The following is a 24709-nucleotide window of genomic DNA, read 5'->3' as shown; positions in this document are numbered from 1 at the left end:
CCCCGCCCTCCTGCCGGCGAACGCGTCAACCGGAATCGGCGCGGACTAAGGGTGCTGTGCCGGATGCCGGTCAGCGGTCGGTGGGGGCGTGGTGGGGCTGCGCTCCCCTCACGTCGTCGGCGGGCTGCGGATGTCCGGCGGGGGACGCCGGGGCGAGGGTTCGCGGGGGCGCGCCGATGTCGTCGCCCCCGTGGGACCGGTGCGCGCCGTGCACGACCAGCGCCCAGAGCAGGCCGGCGAACGCGGCCGTGTGGAGGAGGGCGCGCACGTGGTTCCAGACGACCCACCGGTTCTCGAAGTCCGTGCGGACCTGCGCCAGATGACTGATGTGGGCGAGGTCCCCCACGCTCGCGAGTCGGTCGTTCAGGGGGACGTTGACGGCGGTGGTGACCACGAAGGCCACCAGGTACAGGACCAGTGCGACGATCAGCCACGGCAGAGCGGGACGGCCCTCGTCGCGCCAGGCCAGGAAGACCGCCAGGCCGAGGAGGGGGATCGAGCCCATGAACGGGAGCATGAAGGCCGGGTTGACGATCGCCTTGTTGATGCCCTGCATCGCCTCGACGAGGGTGTGGTCGGACGATCGGGCCAGACCGGGCATGACCGCGTAGGAGAAGGCGGCGAACAGTCCGGCCATGAGCCCCGTGGAGAGAGTGGCGGCGAGCAGCACAACGGTCTGCAGGTTCTTCATACGGCGTCCTCCCGGATCCCGGATCCCCTCGACCACGCATCGATGACGTCGTCGCAGCTCGACTATCGATCACGGGGTAATCGTCGGCAACGGCCTTTCCCGCAGCCTGCGTTAACCTGGCGGTTAACGCGACCAAGGGACGGCGGCGAACCGGGGGGCCCGTGGAGATCAGGGACATGGAGATCTTCCTGACGCTCGCCCAGGAACTGCATTTCGGCCGGACCGCCGAGCGGTTGCGCGTCTCCCCGGCCCGGGTCAGCCAGGCGATCAGGAAGCAGGAGCGCCGCATAGGCGGCGCGCTCTTCGACCGCTCCAGCCATCACGTCCGTCTCACTCCGCTCGGCCGGCAGCTCTACGACGACCTCCTTCCGGTGCACCGCGGACTGCGGCAGAGCCTGGAGCGGGCCGCGTCGACGGCCCGCGGGGGGACGGAGGTGCTGCGACTGGGCATGATGTCCAGCAACAGCGAGGACCTCCGGCCCGTCCTCGCCGCGTTCGCGTCCCGCCGCCCCTGTTGCCGCGTGCAGATTCGCGCCGTGGGCTACGACGATCCGTTCTCCGCCCTGCGCCGCGGAACCGTCGACGTCCTCCTCGCCTGGCTCCCCATCCGGGAACCGGGCCTCACGGTGGGTCCGGTGGTCTACACCGAGCCCGTCGTCCTGTGCGTGTCCTCCGCCCACCGGCTGGCCGCCCGTGAGTCGGTCTCCTACGAGGACCTCGCCGACGAGGCCGTCCCGACCGGTGCCACCCCCGACTACTGGCGCGAGGCGCTGATCCCCACCCGCACCCCCGGCGGACGGCCGATCGCCAGGGGGCCGGCCGTGATCGACGGCACACAGCTGCTTGCCGTCGTCGCCAGCGGGGAAGCCGTCTGCCCCGTGCACGCGCACGCGCTGCGCTACTACGCCCGGCCCGACATCGCCTACGTCCCCATCCACGACGCCCCGCTCAGCCGCTGGACGCTCTGCTGGCGTACCGGCGGCGACACCGGTCCGATCCGCGACCTCGCCGAAGCGGCCGAGGCCCTCGGACCCCTGCCCCTGTGACACGGGAGCGGCGGACGCGAAGCACCTGGACGTACGGGGCGGGAACGGAGACCCGCTTCTGGCACGGTGGCGAAGCCGACCGGCCCGCGTCCGCGCGGCCCCTCCCATGTCGGGTGGGGGACGAGGTACCTCGCGGTGACCGGGCCCCGGTCAGGACCGCAGGAAGGCGAGCACCGCGAGGACCCGTCGATGCCCTTCGGTGGCCACCGGCAGGTCGAGCTTGGAGAAGATGTTGCCGATGTGCTTGTTCACGGCCGCCTCACTGACGAACAGCTCGGCGGCGATGGTCGCGTTGGTGCGGCCCTGGGCGACCAGGCCGAGCACCTCGCGCTCGCGGGGGCTCAGCCTTTCCAGGGGGTCCTTCCGCATCCGTACGAGCTGCTGGATCACCTCCGGGTCCACCACCGTCCCGCCGACGGCGATCCGGTCGATGGCGGCCGTGAAGTCGGCCACCGCCGCCACCCGCTCCTTGAGCAGATAGCCGACTCCGGCTCCGCCGCCGGAGTCCAGCAGGCCCAGCGCGTAGGAGCGTTCCACGTACTGACTGAGCACGAGCACCGGCAACCCGGGGAACTCCTCGCGGAGTTGCACGGCGGCCTTGAGCCCGTCGTCAGTGAGCGTCGGCGGCATCCGTACGTCGGTGACGATCAGGTCGGGCCGTTCGGCGCGCACGGCCGCGACCAGGGCGTCGGCGTCGCCGACCGCCGCCACCACCTCGTGGCCGACCCGCTGCAACAGCCCGACCAGGCCCTCGCGCAACAACACAGCGTCCTCTGCCACGATCAGGCGAAGCGACACGGAACCTCCACATGCAACAGGGTGGGACCACCGACCGGACTCGACACCCGCAGACGCCCGTCGAGCGCCTTGACCCGGTCGGCGAGTCCGGTCACACCGCTGCCCGCTTCCGTGTCCACACCGCCGTGGCCGTCGTCCGTGATGTCGAAGATCAACAGATCGGCATGGTAGCGACCGCGCACCTCCGCGCTCGCGGCCCCACTGTGTCGGGCGATGTTCGTCATGGCCTCGTTGATGAGGTAGTACATGGTCGTCTCCACCTTCCTGGGCAGCTTCTCAGGCAGCCGCAGATCCACCGTGACCGGGATCGGGAACCGGGCGGCGTAGTCCTCGATCGCCGCGACAAGTCCGTGATCGGCCAGGACCGGCGGGTTGAGCCCGCGGATCAGCGCCCTCAACTCCTGGTGGGCGGCGGACAGCTGGGCCTCCGCCCGGGTGAGCAGTTCGGCCTGCGGGGAGTCCGGAGGGGTGTCCAGGCGCAGCATCCCGAGGGTCATCCCCAGGGACACCAGCCGCTGCTGCGCCCCGTCGTGCAGATCGCGTTCGATCCGTACCCGTTCGGCGTCGAAGGTGTCCAGCAGGCGTGCCTGCGAGGCGCGCACCTCGCGCAGCTCCTCCGCGAGCTCCCGGTCGCGCGGGGCGAGGAAGGTACGGGCCATGGCGGCCCTGGCGCCCGCCCAGGAGGTCACCGTGTAGGGCGAGGCGAGCAGCACGATCGCGCTGAAGACCGCCCACGGCCAGGTCTCGCCGTCCAGCGAGCTGAGGAAGACGGCCGGCACCCCGAAGCAGAAGCCCAGCACCATCAGGTCGAGCCACCACAGCGCGGCCGTCGAGATCAGCGTGAACAGCAACTCCCGCCAGGTGACCTGCTCCTTCAGCCGGGTCGTCACCCAGGCCTTCGTGCCCGGTGCGTACGGGCGCCTGTGCGGGTCCGGCAGCCGGTCGAGGTCCACCAGCCGCAGCCGGTGACGCTCCACCGTGGCGACCACCGTGGAAGCCAGCACCAGACCCACCAGGGGGGCTATGCCGATCAGCACCACCAGCAGGACGACTCCCGCCGCGAGACCGGCGGCGAAGACCATCAGCGCCACCGCACCGACCAGGACACCGCTGCTCAGATAGGCCAGCGACCGCCAGGGCCAGCTCGACGTCAGAAAGCTCATGGGGCGCTGGGCCATGGCCTGCCAGGCCGTAGTGGGACGCATCCGCCCACCGTAGCCGGGCAGTCCGGGCCGCCGGGGTAGAGCTGGCACTACCTCGGAAGTAGAGAGGGGATCAGTGCCACGCTCCCCCCTCCTGCGGTGAGATCGACGCATGACGACAACGACGCAGAACTCCGGGCAGGACGCGGTCGAACTCCACGGCGTACGCAAGATCCACGGCACCGGAGATCACGCGGTGACCGCACTCGACAGCATCTCCATCGGCTTCCCCCGCGGCACCTTCACCGCCATCATGGGACCCTCCGGCTCCGGGAAGTCGACGCTGCTGCAGTGCGCGGCGGGACTGGAGCAGCCGACCGAGGGACACATCGTCCTCGCGGGCGTCGACATCGGCCGGCAGAGCGAGAAGCAGCGCACCGAACTCCGCCGTAAGCACGTCGGCTTCGTCTTCCAGGCGTTCAACCTCGTCGAGTCCCTGACGGCGGCACAGAACGTGGAACTGCCCTCCCGCTTCGCGGGCCGCAAGGTCGAGTCCGAGCAGGTCGCGGGCGCTCTCGCCTCGGTCGGTCTGGCCGAGCGGGCGAACCACCGGCCCAGTCAGCTCTCCGGCGGCCAGCAGCAGCGCGTGGCCCTGGCCCGCGCCCTGGTCACCCGCCCCGACGTCCTCTTCGCCGACGAGCCCACCGGCGCCCTGGACACCGTCACCTCGCACGAGGTGCTGCGCATGATGCGGATGCTCGTGGACCAGGAGGGCCAGACGACCCTGATGGTCACCCACGACCCCGTGGCCGCGGCCGTGGCCGACGTCGTCGTCTTCATCAAGGACGGCCGGATCGCCGACCGGATCGTGCTGGACCGGGCCCCCCGGACGAACAACGCCGCGGCGATCGCCGCCCACATGACCCGACTGGAGGCGTGATGCTCGTCCTCGCGAACGTACGTGAACGCTGGTCCAGCTTCCTCGGAGCCTTCCTCGCCGTCCTGGTCGGCGTGGCCCTCATCACCACGACCCTCGTCATCTACGACTCCTCCCGGCCCACCGTCCAGAGCCGCTACACGGGCACCGCCGCCCTGGCCCTGCCCGAACGGGCTCTCGACCGGGAGGGCAGCCCCGAGGACCGGGTGCCGTGGAGCCGGGCCGAGGCCGCTCCGATCCGGGCCGAGCTCGACGCGGTCCCAGGAGTGGCCTCCGTCGTGGTGGACCGTTCCTTCTACGCCCAGGCCCTCAAGGGCGACAAGCCCGTCACCGACGAGGGCGCCGCGGAAGCGGGACACGGCTGGGGCAGCGCGCGGATGGCGCCCTACCGGCTCGTCTCCGGCCGGGCCCCGAGCGGTCACGGCGAGGTCGTGGTCGACCGCGCCCTGGGCGTGGCAGCGGGCGGCGAGCTCACCGTCAACCTCACCGAGGGGCGTCGGCAGTTCACCGTCGTCGGCACCGTCGACGGCCCCGGCTACTACTTCAGCGAGGCGTTCGCCGCCGAGCAGCAGCCCGGTGTCGTCGCCCTCGCACTGATAGCGGACGAGGGAGCGTCCGCCTCCTCGGTCGCGTCCGCCGCGCAGCGGGCCCTCGGTGACAGGGGTGACGTGCTCGCCGGCGAGGCGCGCTCCGAACTCCAGCCCCGGTACGTCGAGCACAAGCGCAACCTCGGCGTCCAGCTCATCAGTGCCATGGCCGCACTCGGCCTGTTCACCACGGTCTTCGTCGTCGCCTCCATGCTGATCCTGTCGACCGGCATGCGCCGCCGTGAGATCGGCCTGCTGCGCACCATCGGCGCCGCACCGAGCCAGATCCGCCGCATGATCCTCGGTGAGGCCGCCGTGGTGGGTCTGCTCGGTTCGCTCGTCGGCTGTTTGACCGGCATCGCCGCCACCCCGATCCTGCGAGACATCCTCAAGGGCCTGGACGTCACCCCGCCGGGCATGGAGGTCACCGTGGCCGCCTGGCCGCTGCTCACCGCCTCCGCGGTCGGCGTGGGCGTCAGCCTCATCGGTTCCTGGGCCGCCGGCCGCAAGGCGGCGAAGGTGGCTCCGATCGAGGCCCTCCTGGACAGCCGCTCCGCCAACGACGGCATGGGTCGCGGTCGTTGGATCACCGGACTGTCGGTCCTCGGCCTCGGGGCCGTCCTGGCCATCGGCACCGCGACCACCGGCGCCGACAGCCGTATCAGCATGGCGCTCTTCGCGACCATGACGCTCATCGTCGCGGCGGCCCTGCTGGCCCCCGCCCTCGTCGGCCCCCTCGGCCGTCTCCTCACCGCTCCTTTCCGGAACCACGGCTCGGCCGCTCCCGTCCTGATCCGCTCCGAACTCACCGCCAACTCCCGCCGCGCCGCCTCCCTGGTGGCCCCCGTGATCGCCGCCGTCGGCTTCGCGGTCCTGCTCAGCGGGGCGGTGGAGACGATGCGGGTGGCCTACCCGGCGGGCGAGGCCCTCAAGGTCGCCGGCCAGACGATCGTCACCTCGGACGGCACCCCCGGCAACACCGATGAGGTCGTCGCCGCCAACCCCGTCGGCAAGGCCTCGCTGCCGACCCGCGCCTTCGTCGGCGAGGAGCGGACCGTCCTGGACGTCCTCGGCAGCCGTGACGCCCGGTGGAACAAGCCGGGAGAGGCCGTGCTCGGCCGACGCACCGCCGCCGACCTGGGCCTGGAGCGGGGCCAGAGCGTCCTGGTCCGGTTCGCCGACGGCGCCAGCGTCGACCTGACGGTCAGCGAGATCCTGCCCGACGACCCGGCCCGCGGGGACTTCGTGGTCGCCCGCGACCTGGTCCGAGCCCATGATCCGGCGGCGCTCACCGACGACATCTTCGTCCCGGCGGGACACGAGGCCTCCGCCGCGATCCCCGGCACGGTCGTGCACGACGCCATGCGGTACGCCCTCGACGACTACAACACCGACGCCAAGCTCACCGACAGTCTGGCCGCCATGCTCATCGCCATCGCCGTCGGCTACAGCGTGATCGCCGTGGCCAACAGCATGGCCATGGCGGCCCACGGCCGTCGCCGCGACTACGCGGTGATGAAGTCCGCCGGCGGCACCGTCCGCCAGCTCCTCGGGCTGGCCGCAGGCGAGACCGCGGTGCTGGTGGCGGTCGGCGCGGGCCTCGGTGTCCTCGTGACACTGCCCCCGCTGGCCGGCATGGCCTCCGGCCTCTCCCAGGCCACCTCGTCAGACGTCGGCCTGCACCTGAACAACGGAGCCGTCCTCACGGCGATCGTCGGCACCCTGATCGCGGCGGTCCTGGCGGGGGTGATGGTCACCGGGAAGACCCTGAGGAAGACCGCCTAGCCATCCGGGCGACGACCTGCCCGCCTGCCCACGGAGAAATGGAGAGGAGGGGAACGGAAAGGGACGACCGGCCACCGGCCCGCTGCCGGTGGCCGGTTCCGGCTCCCCGCGTACGGCAGATGAAGTACCGCGGTCCGTGCGGCCGTCCCTGAGCCACGTGGCGAACCGACCGGACCATGGACCTCACCCGGATCCCGGAGGGCCGACGTGCCCTCAGCGACTCCGGACCGTCGGGACGGTGACGCTGAAGTCCTTGCCGGAGCTGTCGTCGGTGCGGTCCCCCACCGACACCGGACCTGTAGTCGGTGCGGTCCCCACCGACATACGGGTCTCGCCCTTCAGCCTCACCTGGAACACCTCGTTGATCGGCTGTCGTTCGCTCCCGGACCTCTACCGGAACTGCTCCCGAGCATGCGACGTCCGCACTCCGGAGCAGTCGCAGCCCGCGCACGCCGACGGGGTGCCCGGCCTCCGCCGGACACCCCGTGTCCGTCGCGACCGCCAGGTCAGGCGTTGCCGAACGCGATCAGAACGCCGTCCCGCGCCGGCGCGAACAGCCTCCCCTGCGCCGTTCCGAGCCCCGGCACGGTCCAGCCCCGCCAGTCGCTCTCCGCGACGATGTTCTCCATCGGATGCGGCTCCGCGGACAGCCGGTACGACCAGACCTTCTTCCCGGTCTGTTCCTCCAGGACCACCAGCTCGCCGGAGCCGTCGGCCACGTACACGTGGCCCCCGGCGACCAGGCGCACCGTCGCCGCCTGGCGCGGGCTCGTGTACGTCCAGCGCGTGGCGTATCCGGCGGTGGTGTCGAGGGCCTTCACCACGCCCCGGTTGGCGACGTACACCCGCCCCGTGCCGAACGCGGGCGTGGCGTCGGCGGGCAGCCTCCGCACCACGGCACCGGTCCGGCGGTCGTGGGCGACGACGTTCGAGTCGTCGGCGAAGCTGTTCCGCAGCCACAGGGCGCCGTCGCCCAACGCGGTGGGGTTCCCGCCCGCCCCGGACATGTCGGGGACGTCGTAGCGCCGCAGTTCCTTTCCGGTCGCCCGGTCCAGCTGCTGGTAGGCGAGGTTGTCGAAGCCGATCCAGACGCCGTCGTCGTCGACGAGGACGGGGGCGAACCCGTTCTCGACGAGGGGCGCCTGCCACAGACGAGCGCCGGTGTCGGCGCGCAGCGCGTAGGCCCTGCCCCGGCCGTCCTGCGCGTAGAGGACGTCGGCGTACCAGACGGGCGGGTACTGGCAGAACCCGTTGCCGAGCTCCACGGTCCACTTCACGGTCCCGGTGGCGGGGTCCCACGCCCGTACCTGCCCGTCCATGGTCTGCGTGTAGAGCAGCCCCCCTCCGTAGGTGACGGTGGCGTTGGGCCGACTGGTCAGGAACCTCTGGGGCCACAGGGACCTGCCCGTCGCGGCGTCGAGCCCGACGAGTTCCATGCGCGGGCCGCCCTCGTCGCCCTGGTCGGCGTTGACGACGGCGAAGACCTGGCCGCCGACCGCCACGGGGGCCGACACGACCGACCCCAGGTCGCGCTGCCACAACTTCTTGAACGGCGGCTTCGCGGTGGCGCCCACGACCCGGCTGTCGCCCCGAGCGTTGGCCCGGTACCCGAAGGTGCCACTCTGTACGGGCATCGCCGCGGGCCCTTCGCCCGACGCCACGGGCGACGCCGGCGGAGCGATCCCGAGCACCAGCAGGGCGCACGCCGTCGACACCACCGCTCCCGCCCGCCACGGTCCCCGGAGCGCATTCCCGTTCACATGACCCCCCACAGCCTCGACGAAGTTGACGATCCGTCCGATCGACCTCGGACAGCCTCGCCCGCATACCCCCGCCCGTTGCTCCCATACACCTCGGGAACGCACCTCGCCGTTCTCCGTGGGGGGAGCGGCGTGTCCGCATCCGACCGCCGAGCGGGTGGCGCGAACGCTCAGACGGCTGGTTCGGCCTCGACTCGGCGGTTGCTTCTTCGCACGGGGTGTCATGTGTGCTGACGAGACATCACGAGATGTGTGGACAGAAGGAACCCGCGATGCACATTAGAAGGATCGGCAGAGGTACAGCGGCGACGGTCGCGGCGCTGCTGCTGACGGGAACATGGAGCAGTCCGCACGCCGGGGCGGAGACCACCGCCCCGCAGCCGGAGACCGCCTCATCGGTGATCACCGAGTGGGCTGAACGGGTGTCCGCGACCGTGGACCCGGAGGGGCTGCTGCGTGCTCCGGAGGAGGGGGTGTGGCACGCGTACGTGTCACTGGCCATGTACAACGCAGTGGTGGGCATCGAGGGTCGCTATGCCCCGTACCGGTGGCGCGCGCGTGCTCCGCGCGGTGCGTCGGCCGAGGCGGCAGCCGCCACAGCGGCCTACGAGGTACTGCTGGCAGGGTTCCCGAAGGCCGGCCCCAAGCTGAAAGAAGCATGGACGGCTTCACTGGCGAGAGTCCCGGACGGACCCGCCGAACAGTCCGGAGCAGCCTTCGGCAAGCGGGCGGCGAAGCACATCACGGGACTGCGCGCAGACGACGGGCGAGGTGCTTCCGTCCCGTTCTCGTCCCTGTCGGTACCCGGTAGGTGGCGGCCGACGCCGCCCGACCGCGAGAACTTCGCAACGGCGTGGATCGGTCGGCTGCGCCCGTTCCTCATGGAACACCCCAGCCAGTTTCGCCCCGGACCGCCCCCTGAGCTGACCTCGGCCCGGTACGCGCGGGATCTGGCGGAAGTGAAGGCGTACGGTGCGAAGAGCGGTTCGCGCCGGAGTGCTCGGCAGACGGAGACGGCGCTGTTCGTGGCTCGTGCGGACATCTCGCGGGCGCTGGGCGACCACGCGGCACGGCACGCCTTCGGCATCGCCGAGACGGCCCGTCTGTACGCCGCCGCGCTCACCGTCATGATGGACGCGATGATCGTCGCCTGGGATGCCAAACTGCACTACGCCACATGGCGGCCGATCACCGCCATCCGCGAGGCGGACCATGACAGCAATCCCGCAACCCGGCCGGATCCGACGTGGGAACCCCTCCTCGCCACGCCCGCGCATCCCGACTACCTCAGTGGGCATGCCGCTACGGCGGGAGCCCTCATGCGGACTCTGGAGGGAGTTCTCGGCACCCCCCGCGTCGATCTGAACATCCATTCGGCCACCACCGACACCACCCGGCACTACGAACACTCCGCGGACTATGTCCGCGACGTCGTCGACGCGCGCGTATGGTCCGGGATTCACACAAGGACGGCCGATGTCGTCGCCGGTACCACAGGGAGACGGGTGGCCGAGTGGATGCTGGACCGCTACTTCCTCAGCACTCACGAGTTGCCCCGTAACAGCGGCTGAGGCGTGGATTCCGACGGGCGGGACGACCCGGCTCCGGCACTCACGGTGGGCCGGTTCTGCGGAGGCACCTGCTCGGTTCGGGCCTGGTGAAGGCGCACGGGAGTGCCCCGGCGTGCGCCTGCTGTTCTTGGCTCGACCGCCATGTCCCGGCCCGTGGGCAGCGGGTAGTAGTCCCACCGGCCACCCTCGTCGGCGGCTCGTCATCCGGCACGGTGTCGAACAGACCGTGCGCGTAAGAGGGTGCCGGTGCTGCCCGCAGGCGTGACCGAGAGGGCGCAGGGGCGTTTTCACCGAGGGCGCATCTCGCCCCCGTCGCGGTCGGGACCGGTACTTCCCGGTGTCTGGCTCGCGGCAGGGCGGCCGACTTCGGGAGCGGAACAGCTGTGAATCAGCGGATGAAGGACGCGGGCCGGCCGGACAGCGTGCTGGTGACGGGTGCGACCAGTGGGATCGGGCTGGCCACTGCGCTCCTGCTGGCCCGTCAGGGCCGGCACGTGATCGGGACGGCCCGCTCCCAGGACAAGGCTGACGCGCTGCTCCGCACCGCTCACGCCCACGGTGTGTCCTTGGACGCGGTGATCATGGATCTCACCGATCCGGCGTCGTGCCAGGAGGCCGTCGCGAGAGCCGCCGACCTGACCGACGGTGGCCCTCACGCGCTCGTGGCCAACGCCGGCATGCCGCTGACGGGCGGGATCACCGACGTGTCGGAGAGGCGGGTCCGTAAGGTGATGGAGGTCAACGTCGTCGGCACACTGCGGATGTGCACGCTGGTGCTGCCCGCGATGCGCAGGCAGGGCCGGGGACGGATCGTGACCGTCTCCTCGGCGGGCGCACGGATCCCGGCACCGATGAACGGCTGGTACACGGCCAGCAAACACGCGCTGAGCACGGCAACGCACAGCCTGCGTATGGAGGTCCGCCGCCACGGCGTACAGGTGGTCCTCGTCGAGCCCGGCACCGTGGCGACACCGTTCTGGGACCGGGCCCGGGAGGACCTGTCAGCGTTCGGCGAGGTCCACGCCGACGCAGACGTCCACGGCCGCGCCGCAAGCCTCTTCTCCCGTATCCAGCGGTCGGCCGGTGGTCCCGAGCCGGTGGCCCGCAAGATCGCCGAGGCTCTGCGTGTCCCGCACCCGCGTCGCAGGTACACCGTCGGCGTGGATGCCCACCTGGGTGCCGCCCTGCAGTGCGTGGCGCCTCTCTGGCTCAGCGACCGCATCAAGACCCGTGTGTTCGCTCTCCACACCCCGGCCGCCACTCCTCCCGCCCACATCCGGCAGGCGAAAGGGAACTGACGGGCCTGCGGGTCCCGTAAGAGCTCGGCAGCAGCTCCGCTGCGGCATCTTCGCGGCGGAGCAAGCCCTACGGACAGGCCGGCTCAGCTCGACCGGGCGGCGTCGTGGCAGGCGTTCGCCTACGCCGTTCACGTGACGGTATGCCGCCGTGATCGTTGCACCGAGGGGCGTGGACGTCACGGCCAGGACCAGCGGGGCCGTCGAGGGCTCGCAGCGAAAGGGAGAGCGCCTTGGCCTTCGAGGAGTTCGTGGTGTCCGCCTACGGCGGATACAAGTCCGAGGGGCGCACGCTGTGGCACCCTGACCCGGCGGCCGAGACGGTCGTGCTGATCGGCGGGGCTCTCCAGCGCAAGACGGCATGGGGCCGCTTCGAAGCGGTGCTGGCCGAAAGGTTTCACGTGTTCGCCGTGGACCTGCCCGGGTGGGGGGACGCGGACGTCCTGCCCGCCTCCTACGGCGTGGACTTTCTGGCAGCTGCGCTGCACGACCTGCTGGCAGCCGCCGGGCACACTCGGGTGCACGTTCTCGGCGCCTCGTACGGTTCGGGTATCGCCTACCGCTTTGCCCAGACCTATCCCCGGGCGGTGCGCACAATCGTCCTGGCGGGACCGCTCGTGTGGGTCCCTGACGAGGTCCGGGCGGATCTGCGGCGCAGCGTACATCTGCTGGAGGGCGAGCGGATGGAGGAGTTCGCCGAACTGAGCGCAAGCGTCATCCTTCGTTCCCCTCCGGGCCCGCGAGTGATTCGCCAGTCGGCGGTGCGCCGGATCCTGCATTCCCTGTTTCGCGACATCGAGGGCGCGGACCGGGAGAAGTACCGCAACAACACCCTGCGGTTGCTGCAACAGGCGCCTTCGTCGCAGCCGTCGATCACCGCGCCCGTTCTGGTGGCCACAGGCGAACACGACCTCTTCACGCCGCCGGAGTTGTGCCGCCAGGTCGCCTCGGCCTGTTCCGACGCCCGCATCGTGCTGGTGTACGGCACCGACCATGCGATGCATCTGGAACTTCCCCAACAGGCCGCCGAGCTACTCACGCGCTTCGCGAGCGGGGAGTCCCTCGAGGGTCTCACCCACTGCCACCCGGTGGAGTACCCCGCCGCGCAACGGGTCAGTGCCGCATTGAGCGCGAACGGCCGGCGATGACCTGATACACCGCAGCCCTCCAGGCCACGCCACACCCCTTACCGGACTGCCCTCTTCCTCACTCCACAGCCCCGAGGCCACCATGACCGCAGCCCGCCCCACCGTCCTTCTCACCGGCTCGACCGGGGTGATCGGGGCAAACCTTCTTCCCGCACTGGCAGCGCGCCACGATGTCACCGCACTCGTCCACCGCCGCCGGCCCGAGGGGGCCACCGCCTGCCTGCAGGCCGACCTGAGCATCGACGGCCTGGGACTGAGCCCCCGTCAGCGCAGCGAACTGGCCGCCGGCATCGACGTCATCGTGCACTGCGGGGCCGTCACCGACTTCGCCCCCCGTGACCCCACCGCTTTCACCAACGTCAACGCCGACGGCACCCGCAGGATTCTCGAACTCGCCGAGGAAGCCCGCGTACCCGTGGTCCTGCTCTCCTCCGCCGCAGCCGCCTTCGAGGTCCCGGGAGACGATCTCGCCGCCCGCTCCATGCGGGCCTACGGCCGGTCCAAGCGCCGCGCCGAAGAACTGGCCGCCCACTGCAGCCAGCCCGTCGCCATCGTGCGCACCGCCCTGCTGTTCGCCGCCCGCAACGCCCCCACTCCGCCTCGACACCAATTCCCGCATGCCCTCTTCACCGCTCTGCTGCAGGCACGACCCGGCGCACTGCCCGTCCAGCCCGACCACTGGACCGACATCCTCCCGATGGAGACCCTCGTCGACTACGTCACCGCACTGACCGAAGCCCAGCTTCGCGGCGACACCACAGCCCCCGGCCTCCACTGGGTCACCGCCGGCCCCGCCCGGCTGACCGCGGCCGACCTCGAACGTGCGTGCCTCGACTTCCTCGACGAATCCGACCGCCCGGTCGACGGACCACTGCTGGCCGACCCCACCGCACCACAGTCCCGGGCACGCGGCATGGCCCGCGTGGCCCAGCTCGGCTTCCTGCCACCCGAACAGCCCGACATGCCCTGTGACCTGAACCGCCTCCTCCCCACCCAGCCGACCCGTACCGACGTACTCCAGGCCCTCGCGCACAACGTGCGACGCTGCGCGCCCTGGGAGGCGTGACTCTCACAGGGCATGGAAGCGGGGCCCTTGCACCAACAGGCTGGGGGCTTCCTCGCAGGGGGCGGTGTCTGCGGGGAGGCAGGCGACGTCCGTCGGTGCGTGGCAGCGGCCACGCGTCGGGCGGTGACGCCTCGGCGGGCAGCGGAACGGCCCCGCCTCGCAAGGAGGGGGGCCGTGTCCGTCCAGGGATGGGGCTGGGTCGCTCAGGCGTGGCTGTGATGGCGCTTGTTGCCGGTGACCAGCCGGTAGACGGCGAGGAGGATGACGGAGCCGGCGATGGCGGCGATCCAGGTCGAGAGGTCGAAGAAGCCGTCGATGGAGTCGACACCGAAGATGACCTTGCCGAGCCAGCCCCCGAGCAGACCGCCCGCGATACCGATCAGCATGGTGATGATGATGCCGCCCGGGTCCTTGCCCGGCATCAGTGCCTTCGCGATGAGACCCGCGAGAAGCCCGATGAGAATCCAAGCCAGAATGCCCATGATGCGTCTCCTACCTTGGTGAATAAAGCTGGCGTGAACGAACGTCTGCGCCCCATCGAGGTTTCCAAACGTCCCCGATCCATGATCGTCCAGAGGTGACGGGGGTCTTCCCTCGTCGCCCGGCGAGATCGCCGTACTTTTTGACCGGGACCCCGCGGGATGGCGAGGGGAGGAACGTCATCCTGGGCCACGACGAGAGCGTTTCCCACGCGCTCGTGCGTACAGGCGATCTCGTGCCGATAATGGCGACCACGATGCGCACCGGCAAAGCCCACCCCCCGCGAGCCCCATCTGACGAATCATCAGATGGGACAGCGGCGAGTCAGCGTCAGTACCGCGCAGCCCCCTCACCCGTTCTGACCTGCGAAGACCCTGCCGAGCGGCTAGCCCGCCAGTCTCACCAGGAGGTATCCATGAGGATGCTCATCAACGTTCCCGAGACCGTGGTCGCCGACGCGCTGCGGGGGATGGCGGCGGCTCATCCCGAGCTCACCGTCGACGTCGAGCGGCGGGTCGTGGTGCGGCGGGACGCGCCCGTGGCGGGGAAGGTCGCCCTGGTCTCCGGCGGCGGGTCCGGGCACGAGCCGTTGCACGGGGGGTTCGTGGGGCCCGGGATGTTGGCGGCCGCCTGTCCCGGGGAGGTGTTCACGTCTCCGGTGCCCGATCAGATGGTGCGGGCCGCGGCGGCCGTCGACAGCGGCGCCGGGGTGCTGTTCGTCGTCAAGAACTACACCGGAGACGTGCTGAACTTCGAGATGGCGGCGGAACTCGCGGAGGACGAGGGCATCCAGGTCGCCAAGGTCCTCGTCGACGACGACGTCGCCGTGACGGACAGTCTGTACACGGCGGGGCGGCGCGGCACCGGCGGCACGCTCTTCGTGGAGAAGATCGCGGGCGCCGCCGCCGAGGAGGGCGCGCCCCTCGAACGGGTGGAGGCGATCGCCCGCCTGGTCAACGCGCGCTGCCGGTCCTTCGGCGTGGCCCTGGGGGCGTGCACCACCCCCGCCAAGGGCAGCCCCACCTTCGACCTGCCGGCCGGGGAACTGGAGTTGGGCATCGGCATCCACGGCGAGCCGGGCCGTGAGCGGCGGCCCATGATGACCTCCCGGGAGATCGCGGACTTCGCCGTCGACGCCGTCGTCGAGGACCTCCGCCCGTCCGGGCCGGTGATCGCGCTGGTCAACGGCATGGGCGCGACTCCCCTCCTGGAGCTGTACGGCTTCAACGCCGAGGTGCAGCGCGTCCTGGGCGAGCGCCGCGTGCCGGTGGTCCGTACCCTCGTCGGGAACTACGTGACCTCGCTCGACATGGCCGGCTGTTCGGTGACGCTGTGCGAGGTGGACGAGGAACTCCTCCGCCTCTGGGACGCTCCCGTGCAGACGCCCGCGCTGCGCTGGGGTCGGTGAGACGAGGGATGGGAGAGGGGACCGGCATGACAGAGACCTTCGGCGCGGACTTCCTGGTGCGCTGGCTGACCGCGGTGGCCGAGGCCGTCGACCGTGAGGCGGACCGGCTCACCGAGCTCGACTCGGCCATCGGCGACGCCGACCACGGGGCCAATCTGAGGCGGGGGTTCGCCGCCGTCACCGAGACCCTGGCCGAGGAGGCGCCGGCGACGCCGGGCGCGGTGCTGACCGTCGCGGGACGGCAGCTGATCTCCACCGTGGGCGGCGCGTCGGGACCGCTGTACGGCACGCTGTTGCGTCGTACCGGCAAGACCCTCGGCGACGACGAGCGGGTCACCCGGGCGCGGTTGGCGGAGGCGCTCGGCTCCGGCGTGACGGCCGTGTCGCAGCTGGGCGGCGCGCAGGCGGGCGACAAGACGATGCTGGACGCGCTCCTCCCGGCCGTGGAGGGCCTGCGGGAGTCGTTCGGGGACGGCCGTGCCGCAGCCGAGGAGGGCGCCCTCGCGACCGTACCGCTGCGGGCGCGCAAGGGCAGGGCCAGCTATCTGGGCGAGCGGTCGGTGGGGCATCAGGATCCGGGGGCGACCTCGTCCGCGCTGCTGTTCGCCGCGTTGGACGACACCGCGCGTGCGGAGGGGGCGTCATGAGCGCCGCGAGCCGGGGCGCGCCGGTCCGCGACGGTTCCGTGCGGGTCGGCATCGTGCTCGTCTCGCACAGTGCCGCCGTCGCGACAGCCGTGGCCGAGCTCGCCAGGGGGTTGTCCGGTGGCGGCGACCTGGCGCCGATCGTCCCCGCCGGCGGGACTCCGGACGGTGGTCTGGGGACGAGTTCCGAGCTGATCTGCGAGGCGGCGAAGGCCGCGGACCGGGGCGCCGGCGTGGCGATCATGGTCGACCTGGGGAGCGCGGTGCTCACCGTGAAGGCGTTGCTCGCCGAGGGCGACGAGCTTCCCGAGAGCTCCCGTCTGGTGGACGCGCCGTTCGTCGAGGGCGCGGTCGCCGCGCTGGTCACGGCGAGCGCGGGAGCGGACCTCGACGCGGTGGTGGCGGCGGCGTCGGAGGCGTACGCCTACCGCAAGGAGTGACAGCGCTGTGTGAGCGAGAAGCCGCACCGGGTGGCGACCGTGTTGTGATGTACCTGGTCAACGCACTAGTGTCGCAGGGCCTTGGTGTACGGGAAACCGGTGCAGTACCGGTGCGGCCCTCGCCACTGTGATCGGGAGGTCCGGCTCCACCCCCGCGGGATGTCACCCTCGGGGAAGCCACTGGACCGCGACGGGAGACCGCCGTGGTGTGGGAAGGCGGAGTCCGGGCGTATGACCGTCAGCCAGGAGACCGGCCAGGGTGCGTTGTCCATCCACGAGGTGCTGGAGAGGGTCTCCCAACCATGCATATAGCCGAGGGGTACCTACCCCCTGTGCACGCGGCCGCCTGGGGCGTCGCGTCCGCACCGTTCATCGTCCACGGGGTCCGCGCGCTGACCCGCGAGGTACGGTCCAACCCCGAGTCCACTCTTCTGCTCGGCGCCGCCGGCGCCTTCACCTTCGTCCTCTCGGCTCTCAAGCTGCCGTCCGTGACCGGTAGTTGTTCGCATCCGACCGGGACGGGTCTGGGCGCGATCCTGTTCCGGCCGCCGATCATGGCGGTCCTGGGGACGATCACCCTGCTCTTCCAGGCCCTGCTGCTCGCCCACGGAGGGCTCACCACGCTCGGCGCGAACGTCTTCTCGATGGCGATCGTCGGCCCCTGGGCGGGTTACGGCACGTACCGGCTGCTGCGCCGGTCCGGTACGCCGCTGATGGTCGCCGTCTTCTTCGGCGCGTTCGTCGCCGACCTGTCGACGTACTGCGTGACCAGTGTGCAGCTGGCGCTCGCCTTCCCGGACCCGGGCAGCGGCGTGGCCGGCGCGCTCGCCAAGTTCGGCGGGATCTTCGCGGTGACGCAGATTCCGCTGGCCGTGAGCGAGGGCCTGCTGACCGTGCTCGTGATGCGGCTGCTCACGCAGTCCAGCAAGGGCGATCTGATCCGGCTCGGCGTCCTCGCCGGGCGGACGGCGGAGCGACGCGAGGAGGCGGCCGCGCGATGAGCCGGAACGCGAAGATCAACGCCCTGTTGCTGCTCGTCGTCGCGGCGCTCGCGGTACTGCCGCTCGCGCTGGGGCTCGGGGACCACAAGGAGGAACCGTTCACCGGGGCGGACGCGGAGGCGGAGACCGCGATCACGGAGCTCCGGCCGGACTACGAGCCGTGGTTCACGCCGCTGTACGAGCCGCCGTCCGGGGAGGTCGAGTCCGCGCTGTTCTCGCTCCAGGCGGCGCTGGGCGCCGGGGTCCTCGCGTACTACTTCGGTCTGCGGCGAGGGCGCAGGCAGGGCGCCGCGCGGGCCGGCGCGGCCGCAGTGGACGGGGCCGCCGGGGCTGCTGCTGAGGCATCGGGGGTCGTCGGGCCTGCTGGAGCCGCCGGGGCCGCTGAAGCATCGGGGGTCGCCGGGCCTGCCGGGGCCGCTGAGGCCGCCAGGCCTGCTGAGGCCCACGGGGTCGCTGGGGCCTCCGGGCCCGCTGGGGCCGCTGGGGCCGCTGGGGCCGCTGGGGCCGCTGGGGCCGCTGGGGCCGCTGAGCCCGCTGAGCCCGCTGGGGCATCGGAGGCTGCCAGGGCCTCCGCGCCCGCCGGGGTTTCCGGGGCCGCCGGGGTTTCCGGGGCCGCCGGCATCCCTGAGATCCCTGGGGCATCCGGGGCTGCCGGGGGCCCCGTCGACGGTGCGGTCGTGGCGTCCGGAGCCCGGGAGCAGGGCGGCCCGGGGGTTCCGGCCGACGGGCGGGACGCGTAGCCGCCGATGCTGCCGATCGACGCGGCGGCGCACAGCAGTCGCTGGCGCCGCCGTCATCCCGCCGAGAAGGCGCTCCTCGGCTTCGGTCTGACCCTGTGCGCGGTCTGTCTGCCGCCGTGGCCGGGGGCTGTACTCGTGGCCGCGGTCACGCTCGGGGTGCTGCTCGGGCCGGCCGGTGTGCCGGGCAGGGCCCTTTGGCAGGCGTTCCGCGTCCCGCTCGGCTTCTGCGTCACGGGTGCCGTTCCGCTGCTCTTCGAGGTGGGCGGCGCCCGCGGGGTCGTCGCGTTCGCCCCGGGAGGTCCGGTCCAGGCGGTCGAACTGCTCCTGCGGACCGCGGCGGCTTCGCTCGGGGTGCTGCTGTTCGCCTTCACCACCCCGGTCTCGGACGTCCTGCCCCGGCTCGTCCGGGCGGGGGTGCCGGCGCCCGTGGTGGACGTGGCGCTCGTGATGTACCGGATCATCTTCCTGCTGCTCGACTCGCTGTCCAGGATCCGGCAGGCCCAGGCCGCCCGGCTCGGGCACACCACCCGGGCCGCGGCCTGGCGCTCGCTCGCCGGTCTCGGCGCGACGACGTTCGTCCGGGCCTTCGACCGGGCGCAGCGCCTGCAGTCGGGGCTCGCCGGGCGGGGGTACGACGGGACGCTGCGGGTGCTGGTGCCCGGGTGCGTGCTGTCGCGCCGGTTCCTCGCCGCCACGGGCGCGCTGCTCGCGGGGCTCGTCGCCCTCACCCTCGTACTGGAAAGGCTCCTGCCGTGACGTCCGTGACGCCTCCGCCGCCTTCGCCGCCCGCCTCCCTTGCGGCTCCCGTGGTGGAGCTGGTGAACGCGGGCTTCGCCTACGAGGAGGGGCCGGCCGTCCTGACGGGCGTGGACTTCCCGGTGGTGCGGGGGCGCGCGGTCGCGTTGCTCGGCCGCAACGGCAGCGGCAAGACGACCCTGCTGCGGCTGCTCAGCGGCGGGCTCCGCTGCGGGAGCGGTTCGCTGTTCCTGGACGGGGCGGAGGTGGCGTACGACCGGAAGGGGCTGACCCGGCTGCGGACCACCGTGCAGCTGGTGACGCAGGATCCGGACGACCAGCTGTTCGCCGCCTCGGTCGGCCAGGACGTGTCGTTCGGTCCGATGAACCTGGGGCTGCCCGAGGACGAGGTGCGGCTGCGGGTCCAGGAGGCTCTGGAGGCGCTGGACATCGTGGCCCTGGCGGACCGGCCGACGCATCTGCTGTCGTTCGGTCAGCGCAAGCGGGCCGCGATCGCGGGGGCCGTCGCCATGCGGCCGAGGGTGCTGATCATGGACGAGCCGACGGCCGGGCTCGACCCGCACGGGCAGGAACGGCTGCTCGACGCGCTCGGGCGGCTTCGGGAGGCCGGGACGACGGTCCTCATGGCGACGCACGACGTGGACCTGGCGCTGCGGTGGGCGGACGAGGCCGCGGTGCTCTCCCCCGCCGGTCTGCGCACGGGTCCGGTCGCCGAGCTGCTCGCGGACGACGCGCTGCTCGACGCGGCCCGGCTGCGAAGGCCCTGGGGGACGGCCGTGGCCAGGCTGCTGCGGGCGCGGGGCCTGCTGGCCGCGGACGCGCCGGAGCCGCGGACGCCGGAGGACCTGGACGTGCTGCTCGAGGCGGCGGCACGGCCGGTGACCGAGTAGCCGGGCAAAGGCGCTCCTGTCACGGCGGTGGAGCCGTTCCGGCCACCAGATGACGGGCGCTCTTGCTACCGAGTAGTACACATCACGTCCCCGACCTTCTGCAACTAGTTGCATAACGGGAGGGGGTCCCCTACAACTGAGGGCGACCATCCCGCGCGAGGAGGCGCCCCATGACCCCGTACCCGCACCTGCTGAGCCCGCTCGACCTCGGGTTCACCACCCTGCCCAACCGGGTGATCATGGGCTCGATGCACGTCGGCCTCGAAGAGACCGAGCACGGCTTCGAGCGCATGGCCGCCTTCTACGCCGAGCGGGCACGCGGCGGCGTGGGCCTCATCGTCACCGGCGGCATCGCGCCCAACGACGCCGGGCGCCCGTGGGACGGCGGGGCCAAGCTCACCACCGCCGACGAGGTCGCCGAGCACCGGCTGATCACCGACGCCGTGCACGAGGCCGGCGGCCGGATCGCGATGCAGATCCTGCACTTCGGCCGGTACGCGTACCACCCCGCCCTCGTCGCGCCCAGCGCCCTCAAAGCCCCGATCAGCCCCTTCGTACCGAACGAGCTGACCGACGCCGAGGTCGAACAGACCGTCGAGGACTACGCCCGCTGCGCCGAACTCGCCAAGGAGGCGGGTTACGACGGCGTCGAGGTGATGGGCTCCGAGGGCTACCTCATCAACGAGTTCATCGCCTCCGCCACCAACCAGCGCACCGACCGGTGGGGCGGTTCCTACGAGAACCGCGTCCGCTTCCCGCTGGAGATCGTCCGCCGCATCCGCGAACGTGTCGGCGAGGAGTTCATCCTCGTCTACCGCCTCTCCATGCTGGACCTCGTCCCCGGCGGCTCCACCCTGGAGGAGGTCGTCCGGCTGGCCAAGGAGATCGAGGCCGCGGGCGCCACCATCATCAACACCGGCATCGGCTGGCACGAGGCGCGCATCCCCACCATCGCCACCTCCGTGCCGCGCGGCGCCTACACCTGGGTGACGAAGAAGCTGATGGGCGAGGTCTCCGTACCGCTCGTCACCAGCAACCGCATCAACACGCCCGAGGTCGCCGAGGAGATCCTCGCCGACGGACGCGCCGACCTGGTCTCGCTGGCCCGCCCTTTCCTCGCGGACCCGGACTTCGTCGCCAAGGCCACGGCCGGCCGCGCCGACACCATCAACACCTGCATCGGCTGCAACCAGGCCTGCCTCGACCACACCTTCAACCTGAAGATCACCTCCTGCCTGGTCAACCCGCGCGCGTGCCACGAGACCGAGCTGGTCCTCTCCCCCACCCGCCGCGCCAAGCGGATCGCCGTCGTCGGCGCCGGCCCGGCCGGCCTCGCCTGCGCGGTGTCGGCCGCCGAGCGCGGCCACTCGGTGACCCTCTTCGACGCCGCCGACGAGATCGGCGGGCAGCTCAACGTCGCCAAGCGGGTCCCCGGCAAGGACGAGTTCCACGAGACCCTGCGCTACTTCCGCGTGCAGCTCGCCGAGCGCGGGGTCGACGTGCGCCTCGGCACCGCGGTCGCCGCCACCGACCTGGACGGCTACGACGAGGTCGTCGTCGCCACCGGCGTCTCCCCCCGCACCCCCGCCATCGCGGGCGTGGACCACCCGAGCGTCGTCAGCTACCTGGACGTGCTGCGGGACGGCGCGCCCGTCGGGGAGCGCGTCGCGATCATCGGCGCGGGCGGCATCGGCTTCGACGTCGCGGAGTTCCTCACGGACGGCGGCGAGGGCGCGAGCCAGGACCCCGAGACGTACTTCCGCCAGTGGGGCGTGGACACCTCGTACGAGAACAGGGGTGGACTGCGGGCCCCCGAGCGCGCCGCGCCGCCGCGCCAGGTGCACCTGCTCCAGCGCAAGGAGACCAAGGTCGGCGCGGGACTCGGCAAGACCACGGGCTGGATCCACCGCACGGAGCTCAAGCACCGGGGCGTGGCGATGGTGGCGGGCGTGTCGTACGACCGGATCGACGACGAGGGCCTGCACGTGACGATCGGCGGCGAGGCACAGCTGCTGCCGGTCGACACGGTCGTGCTCTGCGCCGGGCAGGAGCCGCGCCGGGACCTGTACGAGGAGCTGGTGGCGGCGGGCCGGGTGGCGCACCTGATCGGCGGGGCGGACGTCGCCGCCGAGCTGGACGCCAAGCGGGCCATCGACCAGGGCACCCGGCTCGCGGCCACCCTGTGATCGCCGTGGCCGGCCGCTCCTAGGATGCGTGCATGTCCCTCCCGCACGCGATCCTGACCGCGCTGCTCGAGAAGCCGTCCTCCGGCCTCGAACTGACGCGCCGCTTCGACAAGTCGATCGGTTACTTCTGGTCGGCCACGCACCAGCAGATCTACCGCGAGCTGGGCAGGCTGGAGCAGGCGGGGCACATCCGTGCCCTGCCCACCCCGGTCCCCACGCGGGGGCAGCGCAAGGAGTACGAGGTGCTGCCCGCGGGCCGCGCCGAACTCGGCACCTGGGTCGCGAGATCGGAGGACCCGAAGCCGATGCGGGCCGCCCTGCTGCTGCGGATGCGGGCGGCCGCCGTGGTCGGCGCGGCGGGGCTGCGCGCGGAGCTGTCCCGTCATCTCGCTCTGCACCGGGAGCAGTTGGAGGAGTACCTGACGATCGAGACCCGGGACTTCCCGGCGGAGCGCCGCAGCACGGAGGCCGACCGCCTGCGCCATCTCGTCCTGAGGGGCGGGATCGACATGGAGCGCTTCTGGGTGGAGTGGCTGACGAGCGCCCTCGCTGAGCTGGGGACGCCCGACCCGACCTGATCCGGGCCTGGTCCCGGCCTCGTCCGGGCCTGGTCCCGGCTTGCCCGGCCTCGTCCGGGCCTGGTCCCGGCTTGCCCGGCCTCGTCCAGGCTTGGTCCCGGCTTGCCCGGGCCTGATCCCGTCCTACTCCGAAGCTGATCCGAGCGTGATCCGATCCGGCCCGGCCTGCCCCGTCCGGCCCGGTCCAGGCCGAGGTGGTCCGTCCCTCCCGCTGCTGCGGTCCGGGCACGGCCGAAACCGTGCGGCCGTGGCCGGGACGTGGGTGACGGGACGCGACCGTGAGCGTACCGGCGTGGATACTGGGCCGTCGGAGTTCCACGACACGAAAGGGCGCACATGGCCGACGACTTGGGGCACCGCGCGACACGTCACGCGGTGGTCATCGGGGGAAGTCTCGCCGGGCTGCTTGCCGCTCGGGTGCTGGCCGAGCACGCGGAGCGGGTGACGGTCGTCGAGCGCGACCGCCTCCCGGAGGGGCCCGAGGCACGGCCGGGCGTGCCGCAGGGCCGGCACCTGCACGTCCTGATCGCCGGCGGACAGCAGGCGCTCGACGAGCTGCTCCCCGGGTTCATGGACGAGCTGCACGCGCTCGGCGCGCCCAAGGTGGGCGTCCCCGAGGACATGGTCCAGTGGCAGAACGGGCAGTGGTTCAACCGCACGGCGGCGACCGCGCACTTCTACACCGGTCCGCGTCCCCAGCTGGAGTGGCTGGTGCGGCAACGGGTGCTCGCCGACCCGCGCATCGAACTGATGGAGGGTACGGAGACGGTGGGCCTGACCGGCGACTCCGCGCGTGTCCGGGGCGTACGGCTGCGTCAGCGCGGCGCGGGGGCCGACAAGCAGCCGTGGACCCTCGCGGCCGATCTGGTGGTGGACGCGTCGGGGCGGTCCACGAAGGCGGCCGACTGGCTGGCGGACATCGGCGCGGAGGCCGCGCACGAGGAGATCCTGGACACCGGTCTGGCGTACGGCACCCGGGTCTACCGGGCTCCGGCGGGGGACGAGGGGACCGACGCGACCGGTTACTACATCGTGCCCGGTCCCGCCCAGGTGTACGGCGGCGTGGTGCTGCCCCTCGGCGACGGGCGGCACCTGGTCACCCTGTCGGGGCTGCGCGGTGACGAACCGCCGACGGAGGAGGGCGCGTTCGAGGAGTACGCGAAGCGGCTGCCGCATCCGGTGGTCAGCGACTGGCTGGCGCGGGCCGAACCGGAGTCCCCGGTGTACGGATTCCGCGGCACCGCCAACATCCGGCGGCGGTACGACCGTCCCGGGCGCCGCCCGGCCGGGTTCCTCGCCACCGGCGACGCGCTGTGCGCCTTCAACCCCATCTACGGGCAGGGGATGGCGGTCGCCGCGCTCGGCGCGGTGGCGCTGCGGCGGGCGCTCGCCGACCCCCGGCGCACCCCGACCACGCGGCAGGTGCAGCGCGCGCTGCTCGAAGCGTCGCGGCAGGCCTGGGACATCTCGGCGGGCGCCGACAAGAAGATGCCCGGCGCGACCGGTGACGCGGCCCGGCCGGGGCCGCTGGACAAGGCCGTCGGCTGGTATCTGAGCCGGGTGCAGGCGCGGGCCGCGGGCGATCCGACGGTGGGAGCGCCGTTCCGTGCGGCGCTCACCCTGACCGCCCCGCTGACCTCGCTCTTCGCGCCGCCGGTGGCCCGGGCCGTGCTCTTCGGGCCGGTGGCCGACACGCCGGCGGAACCGCCGCTGCGCCGCCACGTCTAGCCAGGAGTCGTCCTGGGGGAACCGGACATGGA

22 protein-coding genes and 1 riboswitch are annotated in these 24709 nt (G+C 72.1%); of the genes, 17 read left to right on the top strand and 5 right to left on the bottom strand.

The window, feature by feature from the left end; translation table 11 throughout:
• Positions 1–70: 70 nt before the first annotated feature.
• Positions 71–691 (bottom strand): DUF1772 domain-containing protein, encoded by a 621-nt coding sequence (locus ACFWV2_RS17235; protein ID WP_384405860.1) that lies wholly within the window; start codon positions 689–691, stop codon positions 71–73.
• A gap of 176 nt (positions 692–867) precedes the next feature.
• Here ACFWV2_RS17235 and ACFWV2_RS17230 point away from each other — a divergent pair, with 176 nt between their 5' ends.
• Complete coding sequence (locus tag ACFWV2_RS17230; RefSeq protein ID WP_384405859.1) at positions 868–1737, top strand: LysR family transcriptional regulator; 870 nt, start codon at positions 868–870, stop codon at positions 1735–1737.
• A gap of 150 nt (positions 1738–1887) precedes the next feature.
• Here ACFWV2_RS17230 and ACFWV2_RS17225 read toward each other — a convergent pair whose 3' ends face one another.
• Both ACFWV2_RS17225 and ACFWV2_RS17220 read right to left on the bottom strand, forming a co-directional pair.
• Positions 1888–2535 carry a LuxR C-terminal-related transcriptional regulator gene (locus ACFWV2_RS17225; RefSeq protein WP_384405858.1) on the bottom strand — a complete coding sequence of 216 codons (648 nt, stop codon included), beginning with the start codon at positions 2533–2535 and terminating at the stop codon, positions 1888–1890.
• Positions 2520–3740, bottom strand: coding sequence for a sensor histidine kinase (locus ACFWV2_RS17220; protein WP_384405857.1), 1221 nt, complete (start codon positions 3738–3740; stop codon positions 2520–2522). The genes ACFWV2_RS17225 and ACFWV2_RS17220 overlap by 16 nt, the downstream gene beginning before the upstream one ends.
• A 109-nt stretch (positions 3741–3849) precedes the next feature.
• Between ACFWV2_RS17220 and ACFWV2_RS17215 the strand changes: the two genes are divergently transcribed.
• Both ACFWV2_RS17215 and ACFWV2_RS17210 read left to right on the top strand, forming a co-directional pair.
• Complete coding sequence (locus tag ACFWV2_RS17215; RefSeq protein WP_384405856.1) at positions 3850–4617, top strand: ABC transporter ATP-binding protein; 768 nt, start codon at positions 3850–3852, stop codon at positions 4615–4617.
• Positions 4617–6986: an ABC transporter permease gene (locus ACFWV2_RS17210; protein ID WP_384405855.1), complete on the top strand. Its 2370-nt coding sequence runs from the start codon at positions 4617–4619 to the stop codon at positions 6984–6986. Before ACFWV2_RS17215 ends, ACFWV2_RS17210 begins: the two co-directional genes overlap by 1 nt.
• Before the next feature lie 506 nt (positions 6987–7492).
• On the opposite strand, the gene ACFWV2_RS17205 is transcribed toward ACFWV2_RS17210, so the two are convergent.
• Positions 7493–8620 carry a PQQ-binding-like beta-propeller repeat protein gene (locus ACFWV2_RS17205; RefSeq protein ID WP_384405854.1) on the bottom strand — a complete coding sequence of 376 codons (1128 nt, stop codon included), beginning with the start codon at positions 8618–8620 and terminating at the stop codon, positions 7493–7495.
• Between the two features lie 398 nt (positions 8621–9018).
• Here ACFWV2_RS17205 and ACFWV2_RS17200 point away from each other — a divergent pair, with 398 nt between their 5' ends.
• From ACFWV2_RS17200 to ACFWV2_RS17185, 4 genes are all read left to right on the top strand, one after another.
• Positions 9019–10317 (top strand): vanadium-dependent haloperoxidase, encoded by a 1299-nt coding sequence (locus ACFWV2_RS17200; RefSeq protein ID WP_384405853.1) that lies wholly within the window; start codon positions 9019–9021, stop codon positions 10315–10317.
• Positions 10318–10700: 383 nt separating this feature from the next.
• A complete protein-coding gene (locus tag ACFWV2_RS17195) occupies positions 10701–11615 on the top strand; it encodes an SDR family oxidoreductase (protein ID WP_384405852.1) in 915 nt (304 codons plus the stop codon).
• Between the two features lie 230 nt (positions 11616–11845).
• A complete protein-coding gene (locus ACFWV2_RS17190) occupies positions 11846–12760 on the top strand; it encodes an alpha/beta fold hydrolase (RefSeq protein WP_384405851.1) in 915 nt (304 codons plus the stop codon).
• A gap of 82 nt (positions 12761–12842) precedes the next feature.
• Complete coding sequence (locus ACFWV2_RS17185; RefSeq protein ID WP_384405850.1) at positions 12843–13826, top strand: SDR family oxidoreductase; 984 nt, start codon at positions 12843–12845, stop codon at positions 13824–13826.
• Positions 13827–14029: 203 nt separating this feature from the next.
• Here the strand turns inward: ACFWV2_RS17185 and ACFWV2_RS17180 are convergent, their stop codons facing one another.
• A complete protein-coding gene (locus ACFWV2_RS17180) occupies positions 14030–14308 on the bottom strand; it encodes a GlsB/YeaQ/YmgE family stress response membrane protein (RefSeq protein WP_384405849.1) in 279 nt (92 codons plus the stop codon).
• A gap of 413 nt (positions 14309–14721) precedes the next feature.
• Between ACFWV2_RS17180 and dhaK the strand changes: the two genes are divergently transcribed.
• The 10 genes from dhaK (at position 14722) to ACFWV2_RS17130 (ending at position 24677) form a co-directional block, all read left to right on the top strand.
• Positions 14722–15714: a dihydroxyacetone kinase subunit DhaK gene (dhaK, locus tag ACFWV2_RS17175; protein ID WP_384405848.1), complete on the top strand. Its 993-nt coding sequence runs from the start codon at positions 14722–14724 to the stop codon at positions 15712–15714.
• A gap of 26 nt (positions 15715–15740) precedes the next feature.
• Complete coding sequence (dhaL, locus tag ACFWV2_RS17170; RefSeq protein ID WP_384405847.1) at positions 15741–16361, top strand: dihydroxyacetone kinase subunit DhaL; 621 nt, start codon at positions 15741–15743, stop codon at positions 16359–16361.
• Positions 16358–16798, top strand: a complete 441-nt coding sequence (locus tag ACFWV2_RS17165; protein ID WP_384405846.1) for a PTS-dependent dihydroxyacetone kinase phosphotransferase subunit DhaM — start codon at positions 16358–16360, stop codon at positions 16796–16798. The genes dhaL and ACFWV2_RS17165 overlap by 4 nt, the downstream gene beginning before the upstream one ends.
• A 37-nt stretch (positions 16799–16835) precedes the next feature.
• Positions 16836–17072: riboswitch (cobalamin riboswitch) on the top strand.
• A 28-nt stretch (positions 17073–17100) separates the two neighbouring features.
• Positions 17101–17799, top strand: coding sequence for an energy-coupling factor ABC transporter permease (locus ACFWV2_RS17160; protein WP_384405845.1), 699 nt, complete (start codon positions 17101–17103; stop codon positions 17797–17799).
• Positions 17796–18539: an energy-coupling factor ABC transporter substrate-binding protein gene (locus ACFWV2_RS17155; protein ID WP_384405844.1), complete on the top strand. Its 744-nt coding sequence runs from the start codon at positions 17796–17798 to the stop codon at positions 18537–18539. Before ACFWV2_RS17160 ends, ACFWV2_RS17155 begins: the two co-directional genes overlap by 4 nt.
• Before the next feature lie 6 nt (positions 18540–18545).
• A complete protein-coding gene (gene cbiQ / locus ACFWV2_RS17150) occupies positions 18546–19295 on the top strand; it encodes a cobalt ECF transporter T component CbiQ (protein WP_384405843.1) in 750 nt (249 codons plus the stop codon).
• A 5-nt stretch (positions 19296–19300) separates the two neighbouring features.
• The gene (locus ACFWV2_RS17145) at positions 19301–20185 is read left to right on the top strand and encodes an ATP-binding cassette domain-containing protein (protein ID WP_384405955.1); all 885 of its coding nucleotides are present in this window, start codon (positions 19301–19303) and stop codon (positions 20183–20185) included.
• Positions 20186–20355: 170 nt separating this feature from the next.
• The gene (locus tag ACFWV2_RS17140; protein ID WP_384405842.1) at positions 20356–22371 is read left to right on the top strand and encodes an FAD-dependent oxidoreductase; all 2016 of its coding nucleotides are present in this window, start codon (positions 20356–20358) and stop codon (positions 22369–22371) included.
• 32 nt (positions 22372–22403) lie between these two features.
• Positions 22404–22949, top strand: a complete 546-nt coding sequence (locus tag ACFWV2_RS17135; protein WP_384405841.1) for a PadR family transcriptional regulator — start codon at positions 22404–22406, stop codon at positions 22947–22949.
• Positions 22950–23285: 336 nt separating this feature from the next.
• Positions 23286–24677, top strand: coding sequence for an FAD-dependent oxidoreductase (locus tag ACFWV2_RS17130; protein ID WP_384405840.1), 1392 nt, complete (start codon positions 23286–23288; stop codon positions 24675–24677).
• Positions 24678–24709: the final 32 nt, after the last annotated feature.

The sequence above is a fragment of the Streptomyces sp. NPDC058671 genome, from assembly GCF_042716475.1.
Taxonomy (GTDB): Bacteria; Actinomycetota; Actinomycetes; order Streptomycetales; family Streptomycetaceae; genus Streptomyces.
The sequence above is the reverse complement of the archived record's forward strand: the minus strand, read 5'-3'. Positions and strand labels throughout refer to the sequence as shown.